Origin of the sequence: Burkholderia sp. MS389, assembly GCF_016899425.1 — a bacterium.
GTDB classification, from domain to species: Bacteria; Pseudomonadota; Gammaproteobacteria; order Burkholderiales; family Burkholderiaceae; genus Burkholderia; species Burkholderia sola.
Genome location: NZ_CP045994.1, coordinates 3,204,862 through 3,228,919, shown reverse-complemented (window position 1 = coordinate 3,228,919; position 24,058 = coordinate 3,204,862). Strand labels below are relative to the sequence as shown.

Genomic DNA, 24,058 nt, shown 5'->3' with positions numbered 1-24,058 from the left:
ATGACGGAAACCAAGCGGAGCGGGACGTTCGGTCAGGCGCTGAAAGCGGTGCTGTGGTCGTTCTTCGGGGTGCGCAAGCGGCGCGACCTGGAGGCCGATGCGACGCAGCTCAATCCGCTGCACGTGCTGATCGTCGCGTTGCTCGCGGCCGGCGTGTTCATCGGCGTGCTGATCCTGATCGTGCGTGCGGTCGTGGGCTGAAGGCGCGCGGCTAGCGGCCCGCGGCCTCGAAAGAATGCAGTGCGCGGCGCCACGGCGCGGCGTGCAGGGAAGAGCGGTGGCGGTCTCGCCGCGCAAGAAATAAAGCCGGAGCGGTTTCCGGTACACAAATTGGACTGAAGTGGAGAATCAAGCATGAGCGGTCAAAACCAGACCCCGTACTATTTCGTGCCGCATCCGTCGCAGCATCCGATCAGCGCGGCCATCGGCCTGCTGGTCATGCTCGGGTCGACAGCGCTGTGGATCAACGGTCACGACTGGGCGCCGTATGCGGCGCTGCTCGGCCTGCTGTGGTTGCTCTTCACGCTGTATCACTGGTTCGGCGACGCGATCGCCGAATCGGAAGGCGGTCAATACGGCAAGAACGTCGACAAGTCGTACCGCTGGAGCATGAGCTGGTTCATCTTCTCGGAAGTGATGTTCTTCGGCGCATTCTTCGGCGCGCTGTTCTATGCGCGTGAAATCGCGCTGCACCAGCTCGGCAGCCTCGACTACAAGCTGATCTGGCCGGACTTCTCCGCCGTGTGGCCGAACGAAGGCCCCGCCGCGCTCGCCGGTCACTTCAAGACGATGGGCCCGTGGCCGATCCCGACGCTGAACACCGCGTTCCTGCTGTCGTCGGGCGTGACGCTGACGATCTCGCACCACGCGCTGCGCGACGATCATCGCAAGAAGGCGATCGCGTGGCTCGCCGCGACGCTCGTGTTCGGTGTCTGCTTCCTGTTCCTGCAGGGCTTCGAGTACTACCACGCATACAACGAACTGAACCTGACGCTGAACTCGGGCGTGTACGGTTCGACGTTCTTCCTGCTGACCGGCTTCCACGGCTTCCACGTGTTCCTCGGTGGCACGATGCTCGCGGTGGTGCTGGTGCGGATGATCCGCGGCCACTTCAAGCCCGATCATCACTTCGCATTCGAAGGCGCCGCGTGGTACTGGCACTTCGTCGACGTCGTCTGGCTCGGCCTGTACGTCGTCGTCTACTGGCTGTAAATGGAAAAACGGCCCGCGCAGCGATGCGCGGGCCGTTTTCATTGGTGTCGCGGGCGCGGCGGCGACGCTGCGCGCGACACCACCCTGGCGCCGCCGCGACTCAGTCAGGCGGCGCTTTTACTTGGTGGCGCGGCCGTGCGGCTAATTGTCACAGCGGTCGGCGCGGCGACGGCATCAACGTCCGACCGGCAAACCGGTCGAATGGATCCAGCCCATCCAGTTCGCGAACAGGATGAGCAGGAACAGCGACACCGACAGCCCGACGCGGGTGGCGAGCGACCAGACCATGCGCTTCGTATGGCCGCGGTCGTGCATCATGAAGTAGAGCGCCGAGCCCATGCTGGCAATGATGAGGACGAAGGCGATGGGAACGAGTATGTGCATGACGCGAACCGGACGACGGCAATTCGAAAGGAAGAGGATAATTATCGCACTTCGCTTTCGCGAACGCGCCGGGCGGGCCGCCCGATGAAGATTCGCTGGCTGCCTGCGCTGTTGATCCTCGTCGTCGTCGCCGTCACGATCCGGCTCGGTTTCTGGCAGCGCGACCGCGCGCACCAGAAGGAAGCGCTGCAGGCGAGCATCGCGCGCTACGAGCAGGCGGCGCCGGTCGAGCTCGGCGCGCGGCCGGTGCCGCTCGCGTCGATCGAGTTTCATCGCGTACGGGCAAAGGGCCGTTTCCTGCCCGAGCAGGCGGTGTTTCTCGACAATCGGCCGTATAACGACCAGCCGGGTTTTTACGTCGTGATGCCGTTTAAACTCACGGGCGGCGGCGTCGTGCTCGTGAACCGCGGCTGGCTGCCGCGCAACATCGCCGATCGCACGGCGATCGAGCCGTTCGCGACGCCGGCGGGCGACGTCGAGATCGTCGGCATCGCGCGCGCGGATGCGTCGCGGGCGTTCGAGCTCGGCGAAGGCGGGTCGGCCGCGCACCAGAAGATCCGGCAGAACCTCGACGTCGCCGCGTATGCGAAGGAAACCGGGCTGCCGCTGCAGCCGTTCGTGATCCAGCAGACGAGCGACGACGGCGACAAGCTCGTGCGCGACTGGCCGGCGGCGACGACCGGCGTCGAGCGCAATTACGGTTACATGTTTCAGTGGTGGGCGATGGCGGCGGCCGCGCTCGGCTTCGGCCTGTACGCCGCGCGGCGTGCGGCGAAGAAGTCGGCCGGCGCGTGAGCGTCATGCCAGGACGCGGCGCCGGCGCCGCGGGTTCGTTTCGAGAGGTCTGATTTGTCCATGCAATCTTCCCGTCAGGGTCCGGCCGCTGCGCCGATGTCGCCTGCGGCCCGCAAGCGCGGCCGCTGGATGCTCGTGCTGCTCGGTCTCGTGTGCGCGGCGCCGATGATCGCGTCGTACTTCACCTATTACGTAATCAAGCCGAAGGGCGGATCGACGAACTACGGCACGCTGATCGAGCCGCAGCGCCCGATCCCGGCGGATCTGCAGGTCACCGACGAAACCGGCAAGACGGTGCCGCTGTCGTCGCTGCGCGGGGTCTGGCTGTTCGTGATGACCGACCGCAGCGCGTGCGACGACGCGTGTGCGCAGAAGCTCTATTTCATGCGCCAGATCCGCGTCACGCAGGCGGGCGAGCGGCACCGGATCACGATGGTGTGGCTGCGCAGCGATGCGGGCGCGACGCCGCAGAAGGTGCTGGACGCGTATCCGGACACGCGCCGGCTCGTCGCCGATCCGGCCGCGGTGGCCGCGTGGCTGCCGGCCGATGCCGGCACGAAGGACAGCGACCACATCTACATGGTCGACCCGAACGGCAACCTGATGATGCGTTTCCCGAAAGACCCGAATCCCAGCAAGATCAAGTCGGACGTGACGAAGCTGCTGAAGTGGTCGAGCATCGGTTAAGGCGAGAGAACGAGGCACCATTCCGATGTCGTATCTACTGCAACTCGGCCTGATCGGCGCGTGCATCGCGCTGCTGCCGCTGTCGTACGTGTGGGTGAAGGCCGACGACGACAAGTTCCGCAAGCTCGTGTGGATCACCACGTTCCTGACGCTCGATCTCGTGATGTTCGGCGGCTTCACGCGGCTGACCGATTCGGGGCTCGGCTGCCCCGACTGGCCCGGCTGCTACGGCACGTCGTCGCCGTTCATCGCGCACGCCGCGATCACGGCCGCGCACCAGGCGATGCCGACCGGGCCCGTCAGCATGACGAAGGCGTGGATCGAGATGATCCACCGCTATTTCGCGATGGCGATCGGCGTGCTGATCATCGCGCAGGTGGCGATCGCGTGGGCCGCGCGGCTGCGCCGCCGCCCGCTGCACGTGTCGCCGTGGTGGCCGACGAGCCTGCTGCTGCTGATACTCGTGCAGGGTGCGTTCGGCGCATGGACGGTCACGATGAAGCTGCAACCGGTGATCGTCACGATCCACCTGCTGCTCGGCCTCACGCTGCTCGGCACGCTCGGCTGGCTCGCGGCGCGGCAGACGCCGCTGCCGTCGCATGACCCGGAGGCCGGCCGCTACCGCGCGGCCGCGCTCGCGGCGCTCGTGCTGCTGGTCGTGCAGATCGCGCTCGGCGGCTGGGTGAGCACCAACTACGCGGTGCTCGCGTGCACCGACTTCCCGACCTGCAACGGCCAGTGGATTCCGCCGATGGACTTCCAGCACGGCTTCCACCTGTGGCGCGCGCTCGGGATGACGAAGGACGGCGACGCGATCACGCAGGACGCGCTGGTCGCGATCCACTGGACGCACCGCACGTTCGCGTTCGTCGTGGTCGCTTATCTGGTCGCGTTCGCGCTGAAGATGCGCCGCTTCGAATCGCTGCGGCGGCCCGCGAACGGCGTGCTGCTGGTCGTGCTGCTGCAGTTCGTGACGGGCCTGACCAACATCGTGCTGCAGTGGCCGCTGCCCGTCGCCGTCGCGCACAACGGCGGGGCCGCGATCCTGCTGCTGCTCGTCGTCATGTTAAACTTTCGCATCCTTTCAAGCCGCCCCGGCCGTGTCGCGCAGCCTGCGCGCGACGTCGCCCCGGCGTGACCGTCCCCATGCAAAGCACCCTCTCCCAATCGCCCGGTAGCCGCTTTTCCCAGTACATGGCGCTGACGAAGCCGCGTGTCACGCAGCTCGCGGTGTTCTGCGCGGTGATCGGCATGTTCCTCGCGACGCCGGGCATGGTGCCGTGGCACGTGCTGATCGGCGGCACCGTCGGCATCTGGCTGCTGGCCGGCGCCGCGTTCGCGATCAACTGCCTTGTCGAACAGAAGATCGACGCGATGATGCGCCGCACCGCGTGGCGTCCGTCCGCGCGCGGCGAGATCACGACGCCGCAGATCCTGCTGTTCTCGGCGGTGCTCGGCAGCGTCGGCGCATGGACGCTCTACACGTTCACGAATCCGCTGACGATGTGGCTGACGATCGCGACGTTCGTCGGCTACGCGGTGGTCTACACGCTGCTGCTCAAGCCGATGACGCCGCAGAACATCGTGATCGGCGGCGCGTCGGGCGCGATGCCGCCGGCGCTCGGCTGGGCGGCCGTCACCGGCGCGGTGCCGGGCGACGCGTGGATCCTCGTGCTGATCATCTTCGTGTGGACGCCGCCGCATTTCTGGGTGCTCGCGCTCTATCGCCGCAAGGATTACGAGAATGCCGGGCTGCCGATGCTGCCCGTCACGCACGGCGAGAAGTTCACGCGGCTGCACATCCTGCTGTATACGGTGATCCTGTTCGCGGTCACGATGATGCCGTTCATTTCCGGGATGAGCGGGGCCGTCTACCTGACGAGCGCGGTGCTGCTCGGCGCGGTCTTCCTCGCGTATGCGTGGAAGATCCATCGCGACTATTCGGACGCACTCGCCCGCAAGGCCTTCCGCTACTCGATCGTCTATCTGTCGCTGCTGTTTGTCGCGCTGCTCGTCGATCACTATGCACGCCCGCTGCTCGGCGTGTAACCGCACGGTTTGAACGCAATGCTCCCATCACGGTTCGGGCGCCGCGCGCGCCAAGGCTGGATGCTCGCGTGCGCATTCACGGCAGCGCTGCTGCTCGCCGGATGCGACAACGCGCCGAAATTCCAGAATCTCGACATCACCGGCAACACGCAGTTCGGCAGCGACTTCTCGCTGCCCGATACGACCGGCAAGGTCCGCACGCTCGCCGACTTCAAGGGCAAAGCCGTCGTGATGTTCTTCGGCTATACGCACTGCCCGGACGTGTGCCCGACCACGATGGCCGAGCTGTCCGAAGCGCTGAAGCAGCTCGGGCCCGATGCCGCGAAGCGCGTGCAGGTGCTGTTCGTGACCGTCGATCCGGAACGCGACACGCCGGCGCTGCTCGGCCAGTACGTGCCCGCGTTCGATCCGTCGTTCATCGGCCTGCGGCCGGCCGACGAAGCGGCGCTGAAGAAGGTCACGAAGGATTTCCGCGTGTACTACGCGAAGGTGCCCGGCAAGACGCCCGGCAGCTACACGATGGACCATACGGCCGCGAGCTACGTGTTCGACCGCGACGGCAAGCTGCGCCTGTTCGTGCGTGACGGCCAGGGCCCGGCGCCGTGGGTCCACGACCTGAAGCTGCTGGTCGACTGACCGGCAGCCGCCGGGCGCGCGGCCCGGCGTTTCGCGTGACGGCCGTTTCGCGCCGTCACGTTTTCCCGCTCGCTTCGTCGTGCGCATGCGCTGCCCGCCGGGCGGCGCGTCGGCATGTGCGCGTATTGCGCCGAAGCCGCGTTACGGCAGCGCCGGCACGTTGAAGCCGGACGCGGCGCGCGTGATCCGGAATTCCGTCACGCGATAGGTGGCGAGCCCCTCGGTGACGAACGGGTCGGTTTCGAGGATCGCGTCGAGTTCGTCGCGATCGATGCGGGCCGCGAGGATCATGCCGCCTGAGCGCGGCACCTTCGGCCCCGCCGCGATGAAGATGCCCTTGTCGAACTGCGGCTGCAGATACGCGCGGTGGCGTTCGAGCGCGTCGTCGATGCGCTCGAGCGACGCGGTGTAGTGGATGTCGATGACGTACATGGATGGCCCTGGAATGATGCCGGCGCTTTGCGCGCCGGCCGCCGGTCTTTTTAGCACAGCGGACGCGGGCTGTCGCGCCGGCGCCGGCGCGTGACGGACGGCGTGCCTGTCGATCGCCGGTTCGCCGCGCCGGCGCGTATTCAAGATGTAAGCCTCGGTGCCGTAAATGAAAGAGCAACCGTTTGCGCGCGGCAGGCCGTTCGCGCGCCGGATGCATCGACATCGACAGAGGCACGCAGATGAGCAGAATGAGTTTGAACCGCAAGCTGTGGCTCGCGCTTGCGCTGGTATGGATCGGTCTTCTGGGCGTCGGCGCATGGAGCGCCTACGAGACGCGCGCGACGATGCTCGCCGAACGCAAGGCCGGCATCGCGAATCTCGTCGACTCGGCGGCGGGCATCGTGAAGGCCTATCACGCGCTCGCGCAGAGCGGCACGATGCCCGAGGCCGACGCGAAGCGCGACGCGCTCGCGCGCCTCGCCGCGATGCGCTACGGCGATTCGGGCTATGTGTTCGTGATGGATTCGAAGCCGGTCGTGCTGATGCACCCGACGCTGCCGAAGCTCGTCGACACGCAGGTCGGCGACTATCTCGATCCGGACGGCAAGCCGCTGTTCGTGACGATCCTGAACGCGGCGAAGGCGACCGGCAGCGGGTTCGCCGAATATCGCGGGCGGCTGCCGCACAGCGAGACGGCCGTGCCGAAGATCAGCTACGTCACCCGATTCGCGCCATGGGACTGGAACATTTCGAGCGGCGTGTTCCTGAAGGACATCGACACCGTCTATTACCGGACGCTGCTCGGCCATCTGGCCGTGGTGTTCGTGATCGGCTTCGTGATCAGCGCGGCGATGCTGGTGATCATCCGCAACGTGCGCGGCAGCCTCGGCGGCGAGCCGGACGAAGCGGCCGCGCTCGCGACGCGCATCGCGCAGGGCGACCTCACGCAGCCGGTGCCGGTGCGCGCCGGCGACCGCACGAGCATGATGGCCGCGATGCACGACATGCAGGCGCGGCTGCAGGCGACGATCGGCGGGATTCGCCAGTCGGCCGAAGCGATCGCGTCGGCGAGCCGCCAGATCTCGGCCGGCAACGACGACCTGTCGCAGCGCACCGAGGAGCAGGCCGCATCGCTCGAGGAAACGGCCGCGAGCATGGAGCAACTGACCGCGACGGTGAAGCAGAACGCGGACAACGCGCGGCAGGCGAGCGGGCTCGCGAACAACGCGTCGGACATCGCGCGCACCGGCAGCGACGTCGTGAACCGCGTGATCGGCACGATGGGCGAGATCGACGACAGCTCGCGCAAGATCGCCGACATCATCGGCGTGATCGAGGGCATCGCGTTCCAGACCAACATCCTCGCGCTGAACGCGGCAGTCGAGGCCGCGCGCGCGGGCGAGCAGGGCCGCGGCTTCGCGGTGGTCGCGGGCGAGGTGCGTTCGCTCGCGCAGCGCAGCGCGACGGCCGCGAAGGAGATCCGCGCGCTGATCGTCGATTCGGTCGAGCGCGTGCGCAACGGCTCGACGCTGGTCGGCCAGGCCGGCACGACGATGGGCGAGATCCTGCAGGCGGTCGCGCGCGTGACCGACATCATGGGCGAGATCGCGGCCGCGTCCGAGGAGCAGGCGAGCGGCATCACGCAGGTCGGGCGCGCCGTCACGCAGATGGACCAGGTGACGCAGCAGAACGCGGCGCTGGTCGAGGAAGCGGCGGCGGCGGCCGCGTCGCTGCAGGAACAGGCCGCGCGGCTGCGCGATGCGGTCGGTTCGTTCCGGGTCGGCAATACCGGCGGCCCGTCGGCGCGCGAGGCCGGCGGCAGGGCGGCCGAACCGGCATTCGGCGGCGCGGAGGCGGTCGACGAGGTGGTGGCGGCGTGACGGGTGTCGGCCGATGGGCTGATGAGCCGATGCATCGACGAAAAAGTGCAACTAACGGCCGAATCGGGCATCGGCCGCCGGCACTGCGCTGGTGCATACCCATATGAGCGGGATGTATTTCACTTCCCGCCGATCCTGTGACACCATTTGCCCCTTCCTGCGAGTCCGGGCATACCCGTATCGCGCCCCATTTCAAGTAAGCAAGAAAGCGAGAAACAGATGAAGCGTCGCAGTCTCCTGAAGGTATTTTCCGTGCTGGCCACCGGCGCCGCGCTGACGCTGTCGGCAGGCGCGCATGCCGAAGACAAGGTGATCAAGGTCGGTACGGTCGCCGGCCCGGATGCGCAAGTGTGGCAAGTCGTGCAGAAGGTCGCGAAGGAGAAGGAAGGCCTGAACGTGAAGGTCATCGAGTTCAACGACTACGTGCAGCCGAACGCGGCGCTCGATTCGGGCGACCTCGACGCGAACAGCTTCCAGCATCAGCCCTACCTCGACAGCCAGGTGAAGCAGCGCGGCTACAAGATCGTCAGCGCGGGTCTGACCTACATTTCGCCGATCGGCGTGTATTCGAAGAAGTTCAAGTCGCTGAAGGATCTGCCGCAGGGCGCGAAGCTCGCGGTGCCGAACGATCCGTCGAACGAGAACCGTGCGCTGCTGCTGTTGCAGACGCAAGGCGTGATCAAGCTGAAGGCCGGCGCCGGCACGGGCGGCAACAACGCGACGGTGCTCGACATCGCCGAGAACCCGAAGAAGCTGAAGATCTCCGAACTCGACGCCGCGCAACTGCCGCGCGTGCTGTCGGACGTCGACGCGGCCGTGATCAACACGAACTACGCGCTGGCCGCGAACCTGCAGCCGACCAAGGACGCGATCGCGCTCGAAGCGCTGACGAGCCCGTACGCGAACCTGATCGCCGTGCGTGCGAAGGACAAGGATCAGCCGTGGGTGAAGAAGCTGGTGAAGGCGTACCAGTCGACGGAAGTGAAGGAATTCATCAAGAAGCAGTTCAAGGGCTCGATGGTCGCGTCGTTCTGAGCGCGATCGGTTGATCGAACGAAGGCCTGCACGTGTGCAGGCCTTTTTTTCGTGTGCGAGCGGAATGCTTTCGAGATGCAGGAGTAGCGTGAAGATTACACGCCGCAATTGCATTGACGTTCATGGATAAAGCCGTTTGGTAACGGTTCGACACGTTGGTATGAAACATGTGCGAGACCGCTCGAATTCGGAATCGCTATGCACTTTCTCTCTCCGGCGTCCCGTTGCGCCCGTCATTGCTCGCGTCGAGCAGAATGACGATTTATTCCGCGTGAGATTCCACCGTCGTTGCGGTGCGATCGGTCAACAGATCGGCCGGGCTTGTCGGCACGGTAACCGTACGTCTTCGTTAGACTAAAAAACATTTTTAAAAATTACGAGCGAGGACGCTGAATGAGTGCTGTCGAGAAATTGAGTGCGGCTTACCATTACTATGGGATGGTCAATCTGACTGCGGGAGAATTGTTCTTCTGGATCATGGTTGACGAAACGATGAATCAGTTGGGCGTCGATGATGCCGTGTCGGTTGGTATGATCTTGCTGGGTAGAAGTAATTTGCCGACCAGGGCAAAGCCGATCGACGCGATACAGGGGACTTCGCTTGCAAGCAAATACTCAAGAAGGGTTTTTCAAAAGGCTCAATTCCCGTTTGGTTGGAAATTGCCAACACTGGTAGGCGGACCGGTGCGAAATTTGAAAATCAGGCTGGTTAGAAACATCGGAACCTTCGTAGGAAGAACGATCCCCGTGCTTGGTTGGGTGATTCTTGCAAGGGATATTTCTATTATTGCCGGCAAGACGGTGGCTCACTACAATAGAGTTGCAAGGGAGGGGGATAGGTTATGGTAGATCTTGAAAAAAGGGTGATTGAGTTTGTAAGGAAAAAGTCCGGATTCTCTATATCATTCATGGCCGATGAGATAACGGAAAGTACCGATTTGGATCTGGACTTGCGTTTTGATGATTGTGAGGTCGAGGATCTGATGCGGGAGTATTCGGCGAAATTTAATGTTGATATAAGTGGGTTCGATATTAAAAAATATTATCCGGAAGACGATTCTTCGTTTCTTGACTTGATCAATCCGTTTAAGAAAAAAGTGATCCATCGTGTTCCGGATCTGAATGTTCGAATGCTGATCGCATCGGCAAAAGCGGGGCGCTGGCTCTACGACTGACCGCTCACCGAGTTTGTCTACGACCTGACGGGGGGCGCTGTCCGGCGTTGCTGCAAACATCGCGCAGCCCCTTTTTCATATCGGTGCGCGTAAAGGAGGGCCGACAGCGTGGCGTTCAGCGCGCGCTCACATCTCCCCACGCCGCGAGCAGATCGACATGATCTGCTGGATCGCATAGTTGTCGCGCACGCCCGGCAGCGACTGCACCACGCACTCGTGAAAGCGCCGTTCGCGCGGCAGCAGCATCGCGTTGTTGCGGTACAGCGCATCGCATGAGCGCTGGATCAGCTGCGCGGCGGCGCCGTTGCGGCTCTCGCGCAGCGCATTGAGCATGCAGTCGTCGTATTGCGCGCTGCCGTCGGTCAGCGCGAAGGCTGCTCCCGGCAGCGCCAGCGCGACGGCCACCCATGCGATCGCACGAATCGTTCGTTTCAAGTCCCCTCCGATGGTGTGGGTCGGGTCGGCGGACAGCATAACGTAAAGTGGTCGACGCGGCTGACGCGTTGCGGGCCGGCGCGCCGTGGCATGACGGGCGCGCCGGCTTCTCCCCGATTTCTTCCGACGAAAACCGGTTTTACACCGCTGCTGTGCGGCGCGCGCGCATTGCCATATACTGTATATCCATACAGCTGTGGGTGGCATCATGCTCGCATCCTCCATTTCTCCCGAGTCCCTTCATCCGTCGCTGTGGCGCGGCTCGCAGCTCGCGCGCGGCGGTCCGCGCACGATCGAGACCGGCTTCGCGCCGCTGTCGGCCGAGCTGCCGGGCGGCGGCTGGCCGGTCGGCGGCCTCGTCGAACTGCTGGCCGCGCAGCCGGGCTGCGGCGAGATGCGGCTGCTCGCACCCGCGCTCGCCCGCGCCGTCAGCGCGCGGCGGCCGCTCGCGCTCGTCGCGCCGCCGCAGTCGCCGCATGCCACCGCGCTCGCCAGCCTCGGCGTGCCGGCCGACGCGCTGCTGTGGTTGCGCGCCGGTAGCCGCACCGATGCGCTGTGGGCCGCCGAGCAGGCGCTCAAGACCGGCTGTTGCGGCGCGCTGCTGCTCTGGCAGGACGCGCGGCCCGATGCGCTGCGGCGCCTGCATCTCGCGGCCGCGCGCACCGGCGACACGCTGTTCGTGATGCTGCGCCCGCTGTCGGCCGCGCGGCAGCCGTCGCCGGCCGTGCTGCGCGTCGCGCTGCATCCGGTGCCGGGCGGCGTGTCGCTCGACATCGTCAAGCGTCGCGGGCCCGCGCGCAGCGAGCCGCTCGTGCTCGATTTGCCGTCGCCCATCGTGGAGAGCCGCTATGCGCGTCTTGCTCGGCATCCATCTGCCGCGCCTGCCGCTCGACGTGTGCGCCCCGCCGCCGTCTGACGCAGCGGCCGGCGAGGCCGGCGACGCAGGCTGCGCGGTGCTCGAGCAGGGTGTCGTGCTGATCGCCGATGCGGCCGCGCGCCGACAGGGCGTGCGCGCGGGCATGAAGCGCGGCGGCGTGCTGACGCTCGCGCCCGCGACGCAGCTCGTCGAACGCGATCCCGCCCGCGAAGCCGATGCGCTGCGCGCGGTCGCGCTCGCGCTGCTGCGCTTCTCGCCGTGCGTCGCGCTCGACGACGAAGCCACGCTGATCGTCGACGTCGGCCCGAGCCTGCGCCTGTTCGGCGGGCTGCCGTCGCTGTGCCGCCAGGTGCGCGCGACGCTCGCGGCGCTCGGCTATGCGGCGCGCCTGTCCGCCGCGCCGACCGGGCGCGGCGCGTGGCTGCTCGCGCGCACGTCGGCGCGCTCGCGCATGCGGCGCCGCGTCGCGCGTCACGCGTCGCTCGTCCGCACGCTCGACCGGCTGCCCTGCGTGCTGCTGCCCGACGCGCGTCCGTATGCGGGCTGGTTCGACGGCCTCGGCTGTCGCACGCTTGCCGATCTGCGCCGCCTGCCGCGCGCGGGGCTGCAGCGGCGTTGCGGTCCCGCGCTGCTGGCCGCGCTCGATCGGGCGTACGGCGAAGCGGTCGAGCCGCTCGCGTGGATGGCGGTGCCGCCCGTGTTCGACGTGCGGCTCGAATTGCCGGAGCGCGTCGACTACGCGGAAGCCGTGCTGTTCGCCGCACGGCGGCTCGTCGTGCAGCTGTGCGGCTGGCTGGCCGCGCGGCAACTGTCGCTGGCCGCGATGACGTTCGAGCTCGAGCACGAGCGCGGCCGCCAGGCCGTGCCGCCGACCCCGCTCGAACTCGCGTTCGCGGCGCCCGTGCGCGACGAAGCGCATTTCATGCGGCTGCTCGGCGAGCGGCTCGCGCGCGTCGAGCTGCCGGCCGCGGTGATCGCGGTGCGGCTGAAGGCCACGCGCGTCGAACCGGTCGCGCCGCCGGCCGACGATCTTTTTCCCGAGCCGGGCGGTACGCGGGAAACCCGCGAGCGGTTGCTCGAGCTGCTGGTCGCGCGGCTCGGCACGGACAACGTATTGCGCGCGGCGCCTGTCGCCGATCATCGTCCCGAGGTCGCGAACCGCTGGTTGCCGCTCGATGCGCAAGCGGGCAAGCCTGTTGCCGGTCCGCCCGCCGCGCCGCCGCGTCCCGCGTGGCTGCTCGCCGAACCGCTGCCGCTTCTGATGCGCGGCGAGCGGCCGGTATTTCATACGCCACTCCGGATGATGTCGTCGGCCGAGCGGATCGAGGCCGGGTGGTTCGACGGACAGTTGATCGCACGCGATTACCACGTCGCGCAGGACGAAGAGGGCGCGTGCTACTGGGTATTCATGGAGCGGACGAGCAGTCAGGCTGCCCCGCGCTGGTTCCTGCACGGTTTGTTCGGGTGAGCGGAGATGGCTGCGGAATTCAGTTTGCTGCCCGATTACGCGGAGTTGTTCTGCCGCTCGAACTTTTCGTTCCTGCATGGCGCGTCGCATGCGGACGAACTGGTCGAGCGTGCGGCGGAACTCGGCTATCGCGGGATCGCGATCACCGACGAATGCTCGCTCGCCGGCGCGCCGCGCATGCATGTCGCCGCGAAGGCGAAAGGGCTGCCGCTTGTCATCGGTTCGTATTTCGACGTCACGCCGGATGAAGTCGCGCCCGGCCAGGATCCGGGCCCCGGTGCGTTCGGGCTCGTGTTGCTCGCGCAGAACCGCGAAGGGTACGGCAACCTGTCCGAGTTGATTTCGTGGCGGCGGATGGAGTCGCCGAAGGGAACTTACCGGCTGACGTCGCGAATGTTGTCGAGGCCGCCTGAGAAATTCGCCCATCTGCGCGGCATGCCCGACTGCTTCGCGATTCTCGTGCCGACGTATCCGGTGCGGGCGGCCGTGCTCGATGCGCAGGTCGCATGGTTCCGCGCGACCTTCGGCGAGCGTGCGCGGCTCGGGCTCGTGCAGTTGCAGCGTGCGCTGGATGGTGCGCAGCGCGACGAGATTCGCGAGGCCGGCAAACGGCGCGGCGTGCGCATCGTCGCGCTTGGCGACGTGACGATGCATAAACGCTCCTGCAAACCGCTGCAGGACGTGATGACGGCGATTCGCGTCGGGATGCCGGTTTCTGAATGCGGCTATGCGCTCGCGCCGAATGCGGAGCAGCATCTGCGTTGGCGGAAGCGAATCGCAGAACTGTTTTCGCCGAACGAGATGGCGGAGACGTGCGCGATTCTCGATGCATGCGACGTCGATCTCGGCAAGCTGCGCTACGAGTATCCCGACGAGATCGTGCCGAAGGGGCTCACGCCGACGCGCTATCTGGAACAGGAAACCTTCGCGGGAGCGGCCGGGCGTTATCCGAACGGCATCCCGGAAAAAGTAGAGCAGCAGATCCGGTACGAACTCGATCTGATCGCCCGGCTGAAATACGAGCCGTTCTTCCTGACCGTCTACGACATCGTAAAATACGCGCGCAGCCAGAACATCCTGTGCCAGGGCCGCGGCTCAGCCGCGAATTCGGTGGTCTGCTATTGCCTCGGCATCACCGAAGTGAATCCCGAGCAAAGCACGATGCTGTTCGAGCGCTTCATCAGCGCGGAACGCGGCGAGCCGCCCGACATCGACGTCGATTTCGAGCATCAGCGCCGGGAAGAAGTGATCCAGCACATCTACAAAAAATACGGGCACGACCGCGCCGCGCTCGCGGCCGCCGTTTCGACGTATCGTCCGCGCGGCGTGCTGCGCGAAACCGGCAAGGCGCTCGGCGTCGACCCGATGCTGGTCGATCGGGTCGCGAAGGGGCATCGCTGGTTCGACGGCAGCCGCGATCTGCTGCAGCAATTCGCGTCGACCGGGCTCGATCCCGAAACGCCGCTGATTCGCACATGGGCCGAACTGGCGGGGCGCTTGCTCAACTTCCCGCGTCACCTGTCGCAGCATTCGGGCGGCTTCGTGATCAGCCGCGGCAAGCTCACGCGGCTCGTGCCGGTCGAGAACGCGGCGATGGACGGGCGGCGCGTGATCCAGTGGGACAAGGACGATCTCGAGGCGCTCGGGCTGATGAAGGTCGACGTGCTCGCGCTCGGCATGCTGTCGGCGCTGCATCGCGCGTTCGACCTGCGCACCGCGTGGCGCGGGCCGCCGGAGCCGGACGGCGAACCGTTTACGCTGAAACACATTCCGCAGGATGACAAAGCAACCTACGACATGATCTGCCGCGCCGATACCGTCGGTGTGTTCCAGATCGAATCGCGTGCGCAGATGTCGATGCTGCCGCGGCTGCGGCCGCGCCACTATTACGATCTCGTGGTCCAGGTGTCGATCGTGCGGCCCGGCCCGATTCAGGGCGGCGCGGTGCATCCGTATTTGCAGCGGCGCAGGATCGTGGCCGGCGAAGAGGAGGGTGAGGTCACGTATCCGAGCGACGCGCTCAAGGAAGTGCTCATTCGCACGCTGGGTGTGCCGATCTTCCAGGAACAGGTGATGCAGATCGCGATCGTCGCCGCAGGTTTTACGCCTGGCGAAGCGGACGACTTGCGTCGCGCGATGGCCGCATGGAAGCGCAAGGGCAATCTCGAGAAATATCAGGACAAGATCATCAGCGGGATGCTCGAACGCAACTACACGCGCGAATTCGCCGAGCAGATCTTCGAGCAGATCAAGGGCTTCGGCGAATACGGTTTTCCCGAAAGCCATGCGGCCAGTTTCGCGAAACTCGCGTACGCGAGCAGCTGGCTCAAGTGCCACGAACCGGCGATCTTCCTCGCCGCGCTGCTGAACAGCCAGCCGATGGGCTTCTACCCGCCGTCGCAGCTCGTGCAGGACGCGAAGCGTCATCGCGTGAAGGTGCTGCCGATCGACGTCACGCAAAGCAACTGGGAGGCCGCGCTCGAAGCGCTGCCCGATCAGCCGCCGCCACACGGCCAGCCGGCCGTGCGGCTCGGCCTGTCGCTCGTGCGCGGTCTTGGCGAAGCCGCTGCGCGCCGCATCGAAGCCGCCCGCGCCGCCGGCCCGTTCGACAACGTCGACAGCCTCGCCCGGCGCGCGCAGCTCGAACGGCGCGATCTCGAAGCGCTCGCCGCCGCGAACGCGCTCGCGACGCTCGCCGGCCATCGCCGCGATGCGCTGTGGCAGGCCGTCGCCGCGGCGCCTGAGCGCGACCTGCTCGCCGCCGCGCCGATCGACGAGGTGGAGCAGCCCGCGCTCGGCGCACCGTCGGAAGCCGACGACATCCTCGCCGACTATCACACCACCGGCCTCACGCTGAATCGCCACCCGGTCGCGCTGCTGCGGCCGGCGCTGCGCGCGCAGCGGCTGTCGTCCGCGGCCGAGCTGCGCGATCGCCTCGACGGCCGGCTCGCACGCGCATGCGGGCTCGTGATCGCGCGGCAGATGCCGGGCACCGCGAAGGGCGTGATGTTCATGACGCTCGAAGACGAAACGGGTTGCGTGAACGTGATCGTCCGGCCCGAACTGCTCGCGCGGCAGCGTCGCGAAACGCTCGATTCGCGGCTGCTCGCGGCGTCCGGCGTGTGGCAGGTCGTCAGCGACGTGCGGCACCTCGTCGCGCAGCATTTCGAGGATCTGACGCCGCTGCTCGGCGGCCTGCGCACGTCGAGCCGCGAATTCCACTGACGCCTGCATCGCGCCGGCCTGCTCGGCAGGTGCATACCAGTTGGCCAAATTGGTTCTATTCCGGTCTCATATTCGCACCCGAAATCCCGCCGAACCGGGCGCCTGAACCGTCCCTTTGCATACCACTTCGGGTAAATCCCTATGCCGCACTGCGTTGTAAACAAAGGCTTTGCTGGCACTAAAACGCTTGCCGCGCAAGGCTTTCGGCGATTTCCGCAGCGCTAATACCAGTTCGTTGACTGGTATTATGGTGGTTATATAATGCGTTCACTTTCGACGGTCCGAGATCGTCGTCCGACACCCGGAGGCACATGGAAACCGGCTGGTCCGAACTGGCGCCCGATCCCCTCGACGACACGCCGCTCTATCTGCAGCTCGCCCGCAACCTGGCGAGCGCGATTCACGCCGGCGCGTGGCGGGCCGGCGAGGCGCTGCCGTCGGAACGGCTGCTCTCGGTGTCGGTCGGCGTGTCGCGGATCACCGCGCGACGTGCGCTCGCGCTGCTGGTCGAGCAGGGCCTGATCAAGCGGGCGCGCGGCGCGGGCAGCTTCATCACGCCGCGCGTCGCCGATCCGCTGTCGCGTCTCGTCGGCTTCACCGCGAAGATGCAGCAGCGCGGCTTCGTGCCCGATTCGGTGTGGCTGGCGCGCACGCTGCGCACCGCGAGCCGCGACGAGCTCACGCATCTCGGCCTCGCGCCCGGCGCGACGGTCGCGCGGCTGGAGCGGCTGCGCCGCGCGGACGGCATCGTGATGGCGGTCGAGCATTCGACGCTGCCGGCCGCGGTGGTGCCCGATCCGCAGGCGCTCGGCGCGTCGCTGTACGAATACCTCGAGGCGCGCGGCATGACCGTCGTGCGCGCGTTGCAGCACTTTCGCGCCGCGAACGCGACGCACGCGATCGCGAAATGGATGGCGGTGAAGCCGGGCTCGGCGCTGCTGGTGATCACGCGGATCGGCTACGGCGCCGACCAGCGCGCGATCGAAGTGACCGAAACGTATTGCCGCGACGACTACTACGACTTCGTCGCCGAACTGAAACGCTGACGCGCGAGACTGCCCACACACCTCGCACCCTCCGCGCAATCGCGATGGAACGCAATCGCGCGCAATGAATCGCAACGGATTGGCCAATCACGACGCGGATGCCCGCGTCACCCGATCATCAAGAGAACGTCATGCTGACTGGCAACATCCTCACCTCCGACGGCTGGATTCTCGGTTCGCTCGATAGCGAGAACGGCCGCATCACCACGCTCGACGGCACGCCCGTCGATCCCGCGACGAACGACGCGCCTTACATCCTGCCCGGCTTCATCGACCTGCACGTGCATGGCGGCGGCGGCGCCGACGTGATGGAAGGCGGCGATGCGATCGAAACGATCGCTCGCACGCACGCGCAATTCGGCACGACGAGCCTGCTCGCGACGACGATGACCGCGCCGCGCGACGAACTGATGGAGGTCGTCGCGAACCTCGGCATCGTCGCCCGCACCCGCACGCCCGGCGGCGCGCGCGTGCTCGGCGTGCATCTCGAAGGCCCGTACATCAACCCCGGCAAGCTCGGCGCGCAGCCGGACGCGGCCGTGTCGGCCGTGCTCGACGAGGTGCTGAAGTACCTGTCGATCGCGCCGATCCGCGTCGTCACGCTCGCGCCGGAAATCGCCGGCCACATCGAGATCATCGGCGAGATGGCCGCGCGCGGCGTACGCGTGCAGCTCGGCCACTCGCTCGCGACCTACGACGACGCGGTCGCCGCGCTCAAGCACGGCGCGTGCGGTTTCACGCACCTGTTCAACGCGATGTCGCCGCTGCATCACCGCAACCCGGGCCTCGTCGGCGCGGCGCTCGCGCACGCCGAGTACGCGGAAATCATCCCCGATCTGCTGCACGTCCACCCCGGTGCGATCCGTGCGGCGCTGCGCGCGATCCCGCGCCTGTACGTCGTGACCGACAGCACGTCCGCGACCGGCATGCCCGACGGCGAATACCGGCTCGGCAGCCAGCACGTGACGAAGTGCCTCGGCGGCGTGCGGCTCGCCGACGGCACGCTCGCCGGCAGCACGCTGACGATGGACCAGGCGCTGCGCAACCTCGTGTCGCTCGGCCTGCCGATCGCCGACGTGTCGAACCGCATGTCGCGCTACGCGGCCGACTACCTCGGCATCGCCGATCGCGGCCGCCTCGAGCGCGGCGCATGGGCCGACCTCGCGGTGTTCGATCGCGACCTGAACCTCACCGCGACCTACGTCGAAGGAGAATCGATTGTCGAATATGCTTAAGGAAGCGCGCGAGTCCGCCCAGGTCGTCGCCGCGCAACTCGCCGACACCGCGCGCGTCGAAGCGCTCGCCGGCCAATTGCTCGATCACCCGCCGGCCGTCGCGCTGACGGTCGCGCGCGGCAGCTCGGATCACGCCGCCAGCTATTTCGCGAGCCTGACGATGAGCCGCCTCGGCGTGCCGGTCGCGTCGCTGCCGATGTCGGTCGCGACGCTGCAGCAGGCGCCGCTGAAGGTGCAGGACCAGCTCGCGCTCGCGTTCTCGCAGTCGGGCAAGAGCCCCGATCTCGTCAACACGATGGCCGCGCTGCGCGAAGCCGGCGCGCGCACCGTCGCCGCCGTCAACGTGCTGCCGTCGCCGCTCGCCGACGCGTGCGAGCACCAGCTGCCGCTGTTGGCCGGCCCCGAACTGTCGGTTGCCGCGACGAAGAGCTATATCGCGATGCTGTCGCTGTCCGCGCAGATCGTCGCGTACTGGCAGCGCGACGCCGCGCTGATCACCGCATTGCGCGGCCTGCCCGACGTGCTCGCGCAAGCCGGCCGGCTCGACTGGTCGCAGGCCGTCGCCGCGCTCGCGGGGGTCGAGCGGATGATCGTGATCGGTCGCGGCCTCGGCCTCGCGATCGCGCAGGAAGCCGCGCTGAAGCTGAAGGAAACCTCCGGCATCCAGGCCGAGGCATTCTCGAGCGCCGAAGTCCGCCACGGCCCGATGGAGCTGATCGATCGCGACTATCCGCTGCTCGTGTTCGCGCCGCCGGGGCCCGAGCAGGCCGGCCTGCTGCAGCTTGCCGCGGACATGCGCGCACGCGGCGCCGCCGTGCTGCTCGCGGCGCCAGCCGGCACGCCCGGCACATCCGACGCAAAGGGCACCGTGCTGTCGCTCGCGCAGTCGGCCCATTCGGCGCTCGACCCGATCGCCGCCATTCTTTCGTTCTACGTGATGGCGGCGGATCTGGCCGTCGCGCGCGGCCGCAATCCCGACACGCCGCGCCACCTGAATAAAGTCACCGAAACGCACTGACAGTCGAGAAAGCCGATGAGACGCGCCGAGGAATCCCAGTTGAAGAGCCCTAACCCCGATCAGATCGTCCTGCTTAGCCCGTTGACGGGGCCGATCGTTCCGCTGGCCGACGTGCCCGATCCGGTGTTCTCCGGCGGGATGTTCGGCGACGGCATCGGCATCGACCCGCTCGAAGGCCGGCTCGTCGCGCCGTGCGCGGGCGTCGTGTCGCATCTCGCACGCACCGGCCACGCGGTGACGATCACGACGCCGCAAGGCGCGGAAGTGCTGCTGCACATCGGCATCGACACCGTCGAGCTGAACGGGCAGGGCTTCGTCGCGCACGTCGAAGCCGGCGCGCGCGTCGAAGCGGGCGCGTTGTTGATCGAGTTCGACCAGGACGCGGTCGCACGAAACGCGCATTCGCTGGTGTCGGTGATCGCGATCGCGAATTCCGACGCGTTCGAGGTCGTCGATCGCGCGAGCGGTTTCGCGACGGCCGGCGAGACGCCGTTGCTCGCGCTGCGCGGCAAGGGCGAAGCCGCCGCGCAGGCGGCGCAGGCCGGCGCGGCCGCGCACAACGAAGTGCGCCGCGAAATCGTGCTCGCGCAGCCGGGCGGCCTGCATGCGCGGCCGGCCGCACGGGCGCGGGAAGCCGCGCGCGGGCTCGACGCGAGCGTCGACGTGCTGTTCGACGGCCGCAAGGCGTCGATCGCGAGCGTCGTCGGCCTGCTCGGTCTCGGCGCTGGCGAAGGCGCGACGGTCGAGCTGGTCGGCCGCGGCGCGCACGCGCAGCAGGCCGTCGATGCGGTCGAGCGCGAGCTGCTGCGCGAAGCGCACGGCGAAGTGGAGGAAAAGCCGGCGCGGCTGAAGTCGCCCGCGCCGCAGACGGTCGCACGCCACGCCGGCGCGCCGCGCGATGGCGCGCCCATTGACCCGAACACGCTCGCCGGCGTGTGCGCCGCGCCCGGCATCGCGGTCGGCACGCTGGTGCGTCTCGACGATGCGGACATCGTGCCGACCGAGCAGGCGACCGGCACGCCGGCCGCGGAAAGCCGCCGCCTCGACCAGGCGCTGAAGGCGGTCGACGCCGAACTCGGCGAAACGGTGCGCAACGCATCGGCGCGCGGCGCGGTCGGCGAAGCGGGCATCTTCGCGGTGCATCGCGTGCTGCTGGAAGATCCGACGCTCGTCGATGCGGCGCGCGACCTGATCAGCCTCGGCAAGGGCGCGGGCTTCGCGTGGCGCGCGACGATCCGCACGCAGATCGACACGCTGTCGAAGCTCGACGATGCGCTGCTCGCCGAACGCGCGGCCGACCTGCGCGACATCGAGAAGCGCGTGCTGCGCGCGCTCGGCCACACGAACGGCGCCGCGCGCGCGCTGCCCGACGAGGCCGTGCTCGCGGCCGACGAATTCACGCCGTCCGACCTGTCGTCGCTCGATCGCGAACGCGTGACCGCGCTCGTGATGGCGCGCGGCGGCGCGACGTCGCACGCGGCGATCATCGCGCGGCAGCTCGGCATCCCGGCGCTGGTGGCGGTCGGCGATGCGCTGTACGCGATTCCGGACGGCACGCAGGTCGTCGTCGATGCGAGCTCGGGCCGGCTCGAACACGCGCCGACCGCGCTCGACGTCGAGCGCGCGCGGCACGAACGCCAGCGCCTGGACGGCGTGCGCGACGCGAACCGGCAACTGGCAGGTGTGGCGGCCGCGACGGTCGACGGCCGCGCGATCGAGGTCGCCGCGAACATCGCGACGCTCGACGACGCGAACACCGCGGTCGACAACGGCGCGGACGCGGTCGGCCTGCTGCGCACCGAACTGATGTTCATCCATCGTCAGGCCGCGCCGACGGCGGTCGAGCACCAGCAGAGCTACCAGTCGATCGTCGACGCGTTGCAGGGCCGCACGGCGATCATCCGCACGCTCGACGTCGGCGCGGACAAGGAAGTCGACTACCTGACGCTGCCGCCCGAACCGAACCCGGCGCTCGGCCTGCGCGGCATCCGTCTCGCGCAGGTGCGCCCCGATCTGCTCGACGATCAGTTGCAGGGCCTGCTCGCGGTGAAGCCGTTCGGCGCGGTGCGCATCCTGCTGCCGATGGTGACCGACGCAGGCGAACTCGTGCGGCTGAAAAAGCGCATCGACGAATTCGCGCGCGCGCAGGGCCGCACCGAGCCGATCGAGGTCGGCGTGATGATCGAGGTGCCGTCGGCCGCGCTGCTGGCCGACCAGCTCGCGCAGCACGCGGATTTCCTGTCGATCGGCACTAACGACCTCACGCAATACACGCTCGCGATGGACCGCTGCCAGGCCGATCTCGCCGCGCAGTCCGACGGCCTGCATCCGGCCGTGCTGCGCCTGATCGACATCGCGGTGCGCGGCGCGGAAAAGCACGGCAAGTGGGTCGGCGTATGCGGCGCGCTCGGCGGCGATCCGCTCGCGGTGCCGGTCCTGGTGGGCCTCGGCGTGACCGAACTGTCGGTCGATCCGGTGTCGGTGCCGGGCATCAAGGCGCGTGTGCGCCGTCTCGATTACCAGTTGTGCCGTCAGCGCGCGCAGGATCTGCTCGCGCTCGATTCGGCACAGGCGGTAAGGGCAGCAAGCCGCGAGGTCTGGCCGCTCGACTGAACGTCGGCGGCAGGCGCGCGACCCGTATCACTACCAAAGCAATCACCTCAACGACGATTCATGACGAGACAAGGATTGGAGGACTGAATGAACGGGAATCCGTTTCTGAAAATACAGGGTCTAGGCCGCGCGCTGATGCTGCCGATCGCGGTATTGCCGGTCGCCGGCATCCTGCTGCGGCTCGGCCAGCCGGACGTGTTCAACATCAAGATGATCGCCGACGCCGGCGGCGCGATCTTCGACAACCTGCCGCTGTTGTTCGCGATCGGCGTGGCGGTCGGCTTCGCGAAGGACAACAACGGCGTGGCGGCGCTCGCGGGCGCGATCGGTTACCTGATCGAAACCGCGATCATGAAGGACATCGATCCCAAGCTGAACATGGGCGTGCTGTCCGGGATCATCGCGGGTGTCGTCGCGGGCCTGCTGTACAATCGCTATAAAGACATCAAGCTGCCGGACTACCTCGCGTTCTTCGGCGGCAAGCGGTTCGTGCCGATCATCACGGGGCTGGTGTGCGTGGTACTCGGGATCGTATTCGGGTACGTGTGGCAGCCGGTCCAGCATGCGATCGACGCGGCCGGCCAGTGGCTGACGACGGCGGGCGCGATCGGTGCGTTCGTGTTCGGCTTCCTGAACCGCCTGCTGCTCGTCACCGGCCTGCACCACATCATCAACTCGCTCGCATGGTTCGTGTTCGGTAACTTCACGCCGCCGGCCGGCGGCGAGATCGTGCACGGCGACCTGCACCGCTTCTTCGCGGGCGACCCGACCGCGGGCACCTTCATGGCCGGCTTCTTCCCGATCATGATGTTCGGCCTGCCGGCGGCGTGTCTCGCGATGCTGCACGAAGCGCCGAAGGAGCGCCGCGCGATGGTCGGCGGCCTGCTGTTCTCGATGGCGCTGACGTCGTTCCTGACCGGCGTGACCGAGCCGATCGAATTCAGCTTCATGTTCCTCGCGCCGGTGCTGTACGTGATCCATGCGTTGCTGACGGGGCTGTCGCTCGCGATCTGCCAGATCCTCGGCGTGAAGCTCGGCTTCACGTTCTCGGCCGGCGCGATCGACTACGTGCTGAACTACGGGCTGTCGACGAAGGGCTGGATCGCGATTCCGCTCGGTATCGCGTACGGCGTCGCGTACTACGGGCTGTTCCGCTTCTTCATCCGCAAGTTCAACATGGCCACGCCGGGCCGTGAGCCGGCATCGACCGATGCGGCCACGGAATCGTACGCGTCGGGCGGCTTCGTCGCACCGGGCGCGGCGGCAACGGCTGCCGCACCGCGTGCGCAACGCTACATCGCCGCGCTGGGCGGGGCGGCCAACCTGTCGGTCGTCGACGCATGCACGACGCGCCTGCGCCTGACCGTCGTCGATCCGGAGAAGGTATCGGAGCCGGAACTGAAGTCGATCGGCGCACGCGGCGTGCTCAAGCGCGGCGGCAACAGCGTGCAGGTGATCATCGGGCCCGAGGCCGACATCATCGCCGACGAAATGCGTGCCGCGATCGGCAGCGGCGCGACCGGCGCGGCAGCAACGGCGCCGGCCGCCGCCGCGCAGCCCGTCACCGGCGCGGCCGCCGGCCCGCTCGATCCGGAGCCGACCCGCTGGCTCGCGGTGTTCGGCGGCGCGACCAACGTCGTGTCGCTCGATGCGGTGGCCACCACGCGCCTGCGCGTGGTCGTGCGCGATCCGTCGGCGGTCGATCGCGAGCGTCTCGGCACGCTCGACGTCGCATGGGTGTCGCTCGACACGTTCCACATCGTCTGCGGCAACGCGGCGGCGCGCTATGCCGAACAGCTCGGCGCGCGCCTGCCGCCGTCGGGCGGCGGGGCGGCTGCACAACCGGCGTGATGCGG

22 protein-coding genes are annotated in these 24,058 nt (G+C 67.5%); 19 read left to right on the top strand and 3 right to left on the bottom strand.

The annotated features are described in order from the left end of the window. Both GJG85_RS15025 and GJG85_RS15020 read left to right on the top strand, forming a co-directional pair. Window positions 1-201 carry a DUF2970 domain-containing protein gene (locus tag GJG85_RS15025; protein WP_050014802.1) on the top strand — a complete coding sequence of 67 codons (201 nt, stop codon included), beginning with the start codon at window positions 1-3 and terminating at the stop codon, window positions 199-201. 153 nt (window positions 202-354) lie between these two features. Continuing rightward, on the top strand, window positions 355-1,212 hold the full coding sequence (locus GJG85_RS15020) for a cytochrome c oxidase subunit 3 (RefSeq protein WP_050014804.1): 858 nt from the start codon (window positions 355-357) through the stop codon (window positions 1,210-1,212). 174 nt (window positions 1,213-1,386) lie between these two features. Here GJG85_RS15020 and GJG85_RS15015 read toward each other — a convergent pair whose 3' ends face one another. Continuing rightward, window positions 1,387-1,596 carry a twin transmembrane helix small protein gene (locus GJG85_RS15015; protein WP_050014806.1) on the bottom strand — a complete coding sequence of 70 codons (210 nt, stop codon included), beginning with the start codon at window positions 1,594-1,596 and terminating at the stop codon, window positions 1,387-1,389. An 84-nt stretch (window positions 1,597-1,680) separates the two neighbouring features. Between GJG85_RS15015 and GJG85_RS15010 the strand changes: the two genes are divergently transcribed. The 5 genes from GJG85_RS15010 to GJG85_RS14990 are packed head-to-tail and all read left to right on the top strand — an operon-like array spanning window position 1,681 to window position 5,763. After that, complete coding sequence (locus GJG85_RS15010) at window positions 1,681-2,391, top strand: SURF1 family protein (protein ID WP_050014808.1); 711 nt, start codon at window positions 1,681-1,683, stop codon at window positions 2,389-2,391. 60 nt (window positions 2,392-2,451) lie between these two features. Continuing rightward, on the top strand, window positions 2,452-3,078 hold the full coding sequence (locus tag GJG85_RS15005; protein ID WP_050014811.1) for a cytochrome c oxidase subunit I: 627 nt from the start codon (window positions 2,452-2,454) through the stop codon (window positions 3,076-3,078). Window positions 3,079-3,103: 25 nt separating this feature from the next. Continuing rightward, the gene (locus GJG85_RS15000) at window positions 3,104-4,216 is read left to right on the top strand and encodes a COX15/CtaA family protein (RefSeq protein WP_050014814.1); all 1,113 of its coding nucleotides are present in this window, start codon (window positions 3,104-3,106) and stop codon (window positions 4,214-4,216) included. An 8-nt stretch (window positions 4,217-4,224) separates the two neighbouring features. Beyond that, complete coding sequence (gene cyoE, locus GJG85_RS14995) at window positions 4,225-5,127, top strand: heme o synthase (RefSeq protein WP_050014816.1); 903 nt, start codon at window positions 4,225-4,227, stop codon at window positions 5,125-5,127. A gap of 18 nt (window positions 5,128-5,145) precedes the next feature. Then, entirely contained in the window at window positions 5,146-5,763 is a 618-nt protein-coding gene (locus GJG85_RS14990) for an SCO family protein (protein ID WP_050014818.1), read from the top strand. 141 nt (window positions 5,764-5,904) lie between these two features. Here GJG85_RS14990 and GJG85_RS14985 read toward each other — a convergent pair whose 3' ends face one another. Continuing rightward, complete coding sequence (locus GJG85_RS14985) at window positions 5,905-6,195, bottom strand: YciI family protein (RefSeq protein WP_050014820.1); 291 nt, start codon at window positions 6,193-6,195, stop codon at window positions 5,905-5,907. A gap of 239 nt (window positions 6,196-6,434) precedes the next feature. On the opposite strand from GJG85_RS14985, the gene GJG85_RS14980 reads away from it, so the two are divergent. The 4 genes from GJG85_RS14980 to GJG85_RS14965 all read left to right on the top strand — a co-directional run bounded on the left by GJG85_RS14980 (window position 6,435) and on the right by GJG85_RS14965 (window position 10,285). After that, complete coding sequence (locus GJG85_RS14980) at window positions 6,435-8,075, top strand: methyl-accepting chemotaxis protein (RefSeq protein WP_050014921.1); 1,641 nt, start codon at window positions 6,435-6,437, stop codon at window positions 8,073-8,075. A gap of 219 nt (window positions 8,076-8,294) precedes the next feature. Next, window positions 8,295-9,110: a MetQ/NlpA family ABC transporter substrate-binding protein gene (locus tag GJG85_RS14975; RefSeq protein ID WP_050014823.1), complete on the top strand. Its 816-nt coding sequence runs from the start codon at window positions 8,295-8,297 to the stop codon at window positions 9,108-9,110. Between the two features lie 393 nt (window positions 9,111-9,503). Then, window positions 9,504-9,959: an STM2901 family protein gene (locus GJG85_RS14970; protein WP_081083240.1), complete on the top strand. Its 456-nt coding sequence runs from the start codon at window positions 9,504-9,506 to the stop codon at window positions 9,957-9,959. After that, window positions 9,953-10,285 (top strand): DUF1493 family protein, encoded by a 333-nt coding sequence (locus GJG85_RS14965; RefSeq protein WP_063772900.1) that lies wholly within the window; start codon window positions 9,953-9,955, stop codon window positions 10,283-10,285. Before GJG85_RS14970 ends, GJG85_RS14965 begins: the two co-directional genes overlap by 7 nt. A gap of 126 nt (window positions 10,286-10,411) precedes the next feature. Here the strand turns inward: GJG85_RS14965 and GJG85_RS14960 are convergent, their stop codons facing one another. Beyond that, window positions 10,412-10,720, bottom strand: coding sequence for a VF_A0006 family four-cysteine protein (locus tag GJG85_RS14960; protein ID WP_050014825.1), 309 nt, complete (start codon window positions 10,718-10,720; stop codon window positions 10,412-10,414). A gap of 208 nt (window positions 10,721-10,928) precedes the next feature. On the opposite strand from GJG85_RS14960, the gene imuA reads away from it, so the two are divergent. The 8 genes from imuA to nagE all read left to right on the top strand — a co-directional run bounded on the left by imuA (window position 10,929) and on the right by nagE (window position 24,053). Further along, window positions 10,929-11,636 (top strand): translesion DNA synthesis-associated protein ImuA, encoded by a 708-nt coding sequence (imuA, locus tag GJG85_RS14955; protein WP_050014827.1) that lies wholly within the window; start codon window positions 10,929-10,931, stop codon window positions 11,634-11,636. Next, the gene (locus GJG85_RS14950; RefSeq protein ID WP_050014829.1) at window positions 11,569-13,065 is read left to right on the top strand and encodes a DNA polymerase Y family protein; all 1,497 of its coding nucleotides are present in this window, start codon (window positions 11,569-11,571) and stop codon (window positions 13,063-13,065) included. The genes imuA and GJG85_RS14950 overlap by 68 nt, the downstream gene beginning before the upstream one ends. A gap of 6 nt (window positions 13,066-13,071) precedes the next feature. Continuing rightward, complete coding sequence (locus GJG85_RS14945; protein WP_050014831.1) at window positions 13,072-16,290, top strand: error-prone DNA polymerase; 3,219 nt, start codon at window positions 13,072-13,074, stop codon at window positions 16,288-16,290. Between the two features lie 311 nt (window positions 16,291-16,601). Then, a complete protein-coding gene (locus GJG85_RS14940) occupies window positions 16,602-17,336 on the top strand; it encodes a GntR family transcriptional regulator (RefSeq protein WP_050014833.1) in 735 nt (244 codons plus the stop codon). 131 nt (window positions 17,337-17,467) lie between these two features. Next, a complete protein-coding gene (nagA, locus tag GJG85_RS14935) occupies window positions 17,468-18,571 on the top strand; it encodes an N-acetylglucosamine-6-phosphate deacetylase (protein WP_050014925.1) in 1,104 nt (367 codons plus the stop codon). Beyond that, window positions 18,564-19,589, top strand: coding sequence for an SIS domain-containing protein (locus GJG85_RS14930; RefSeq protein WP_089488839.1), 1,026 nt, complete (start codon window positions 18,564-18,566; stop codon window positions 19,587-19,589). Before nagA ends, GJG85_RS14930 begins: the two co-directional genes overlap by 8 nt. A 15-nt stretch (window positions 19,590-19,604) precedes the next feature. Further along, window positions 19,605-22,202, top strand: coding sequence for a phosphoenolpyruvate--protein phosphotransferase (ptsP, locus tag GJG85_RS14925; RefSeq protein ID WP_089488838.1), 2,598 nt, complete (start codon window positions 19,605-19,607; stop codon window positions 22,200-22,202). An 87-nt stretch (window positions 22,203-22,289) separates the two neighbouring features. Further along, window positions 22,290-24,053, top strand: a complete 1,764-nt coding sequence (gene nagE, locus GJG85_RS14920) for an N-acetylglucosamine-specific PTS transporter subunit IIBC (RefSeq protein WP_050014838.1) — start codon at window positions 22,290-22,292, stop codon at window positions 24,051-24,053. Window positions 24,054-24,058 lie beyond the last annotated feature (5 nt).

Excerpts from the sequence above, each read along its gene's own strand:
- GJG85_RS15025 (WP_050014802.1), top strand. The coding sequence starts at position 1 with ATGACGGAAACCAAGCGGAGCGGGACGTTCGGTCAGGCGCTGAAAGCG.
- GJG85_RS15020 (WP_050014804.1), top strand. The coding sequence starts at position 355 with ATGAGCGGTCAAAACCAGACCCCGTACTATTTCGTGCCGCATCCGTCG.
- GJG85_RS15015 (WP_050014806.1), bottom strand. The coding sequence starts at position 1,596 with ATGCACATACTCGTTCCCATCGCCTTCGTCCTCATCATTGCCAGCATG.
- GJG85_RS15010 (WP_050014808.1), top strand. The coding sequence starts at position 1,681 with ATGAAGATTCGCTGGCTGCCTGCGCTGTTGATCCTCGTCGTCGTCGCC.
- GJG85_RS15005 (WP_050014811.1), top strand. The coding sequence starts at position 2,452 with ATGCAATCTTCCCGTCAGGGTCCGGCCGCTGCGCCGATGTCGCCTGCG.
- GJG85_RS15000 (WP_050014814.1), top strand. The coding sequence starts at position 3,104 with ATGTCGTATCTACTGCAACTCGGCCTGATCGGCGCGTGCATCGCGCTG.
- cyoE (WP_050014816.1), top strand. The coding sequence starts at position 4,225 with ATGCAAAGCACCCTCTCCCAATCGCCCGGTAGCCGCTTTTCCCAGTAC.
- GJG85_RS14990 (WP_050014818.1), top strand. The coding sequence starts at position 5,146 with ATGCTCCCATCACGGTTCGGGCGCCGCGCGCGCCAAGGCTGGATGCTC.
- GJG85_RS14985 (WP_050014820.1), bottom strand. The coding sequence starts at position 6,195 with ATGTACGTCATCGACATCCACTACACCGCGTCGCTCGAGCGCATCGAC.
- GJG85_RS14980 (WP_050014921.1), top strand. The coding sequence starts at position 6,435 with ATGAGCAGAATGAGTTTGAACCGCAAGCTGTGGCTCGCGCTTGCGCTG.
- GJG85_RS14975 (WP_050014823.1), top strand. The coding sequence starts at position 8,295 with ATGAAGCGTCGCAGTCTCCTGAAGGTATTTTCCGTGCTGGCCACCGGC.
- GJG85_RS14970 (WP_081083240.1), top strand. The coding sequence starts at position 9,504 with ATGAGTGCTGTCGAGAAATTGAGTGCGGCTTACCATTACTATGGGATG.
- GJG85_RS14965 (WP_063772900.1), top strand. The coding sequence starts at position 9,953 with ATGGTAGATCTTGAAAAAAGGGTGATTGAGTTTGTAAGGAAAAAGTCC.
- imuA (WP_050014827.1), top strand. The coding sequence starts at position 10,929 with ATGCTCGCATCCTCCATTTCTCCCGAGTCCCTTCATCCGTCGCTGTGG.
- GJG85_RS14950 (WP_050014829.1), top strand. The coding sequence starts at position 11,569 with ATGCGCGTCTTGCTCGGCATCCATCTGCCGCGCCTGCCGCTCGACGTG.
- GJG85_RS14945 (WP_050014831.1), top strand. The coding sequence starts at position 13,072 with ATGGCTGCGGAATTCAGTTTGCTGCCCGATTACGCGGAGTTGTTCTGC.
- GJG85_RS14940 (WP_050014833.1), top strand. The coding sequence starts at position 16,602 with ATGGAAACCGGCTGGTCCGAACTGGCGCCCGATCCCCTCGACGACACG.
- nagA (WP_050014925.1), top strand. The coding sequence starts at position 17,468 with ATGCTGACTGGCAACATCCTCACCTCCGACGGCTGGATTCTCGGTTCG.
- GJG85_RS14930 (WP_089488839.1), top strand. The coding sequence starts at position 18,564 with ATGCTTAAGGAAGCGCGCGAGTCCGCCCAGGTCGTCGCCGCGCAACTC.
- ptsP (WP_089488838.1), top strand. The coding sequence starts at position 19,605 with ATGAGACGCGCCGAGGAATCCCAGTTGAAGAGCCCTAACCCCGATCAG.
- nagE (WP_050014838.1), top strand. The coding sequence starts at position 22,290 with ATGAACGGGAATCCGTTTCTGAAAATACAGGGTCTAGGCCGCGCGCTG.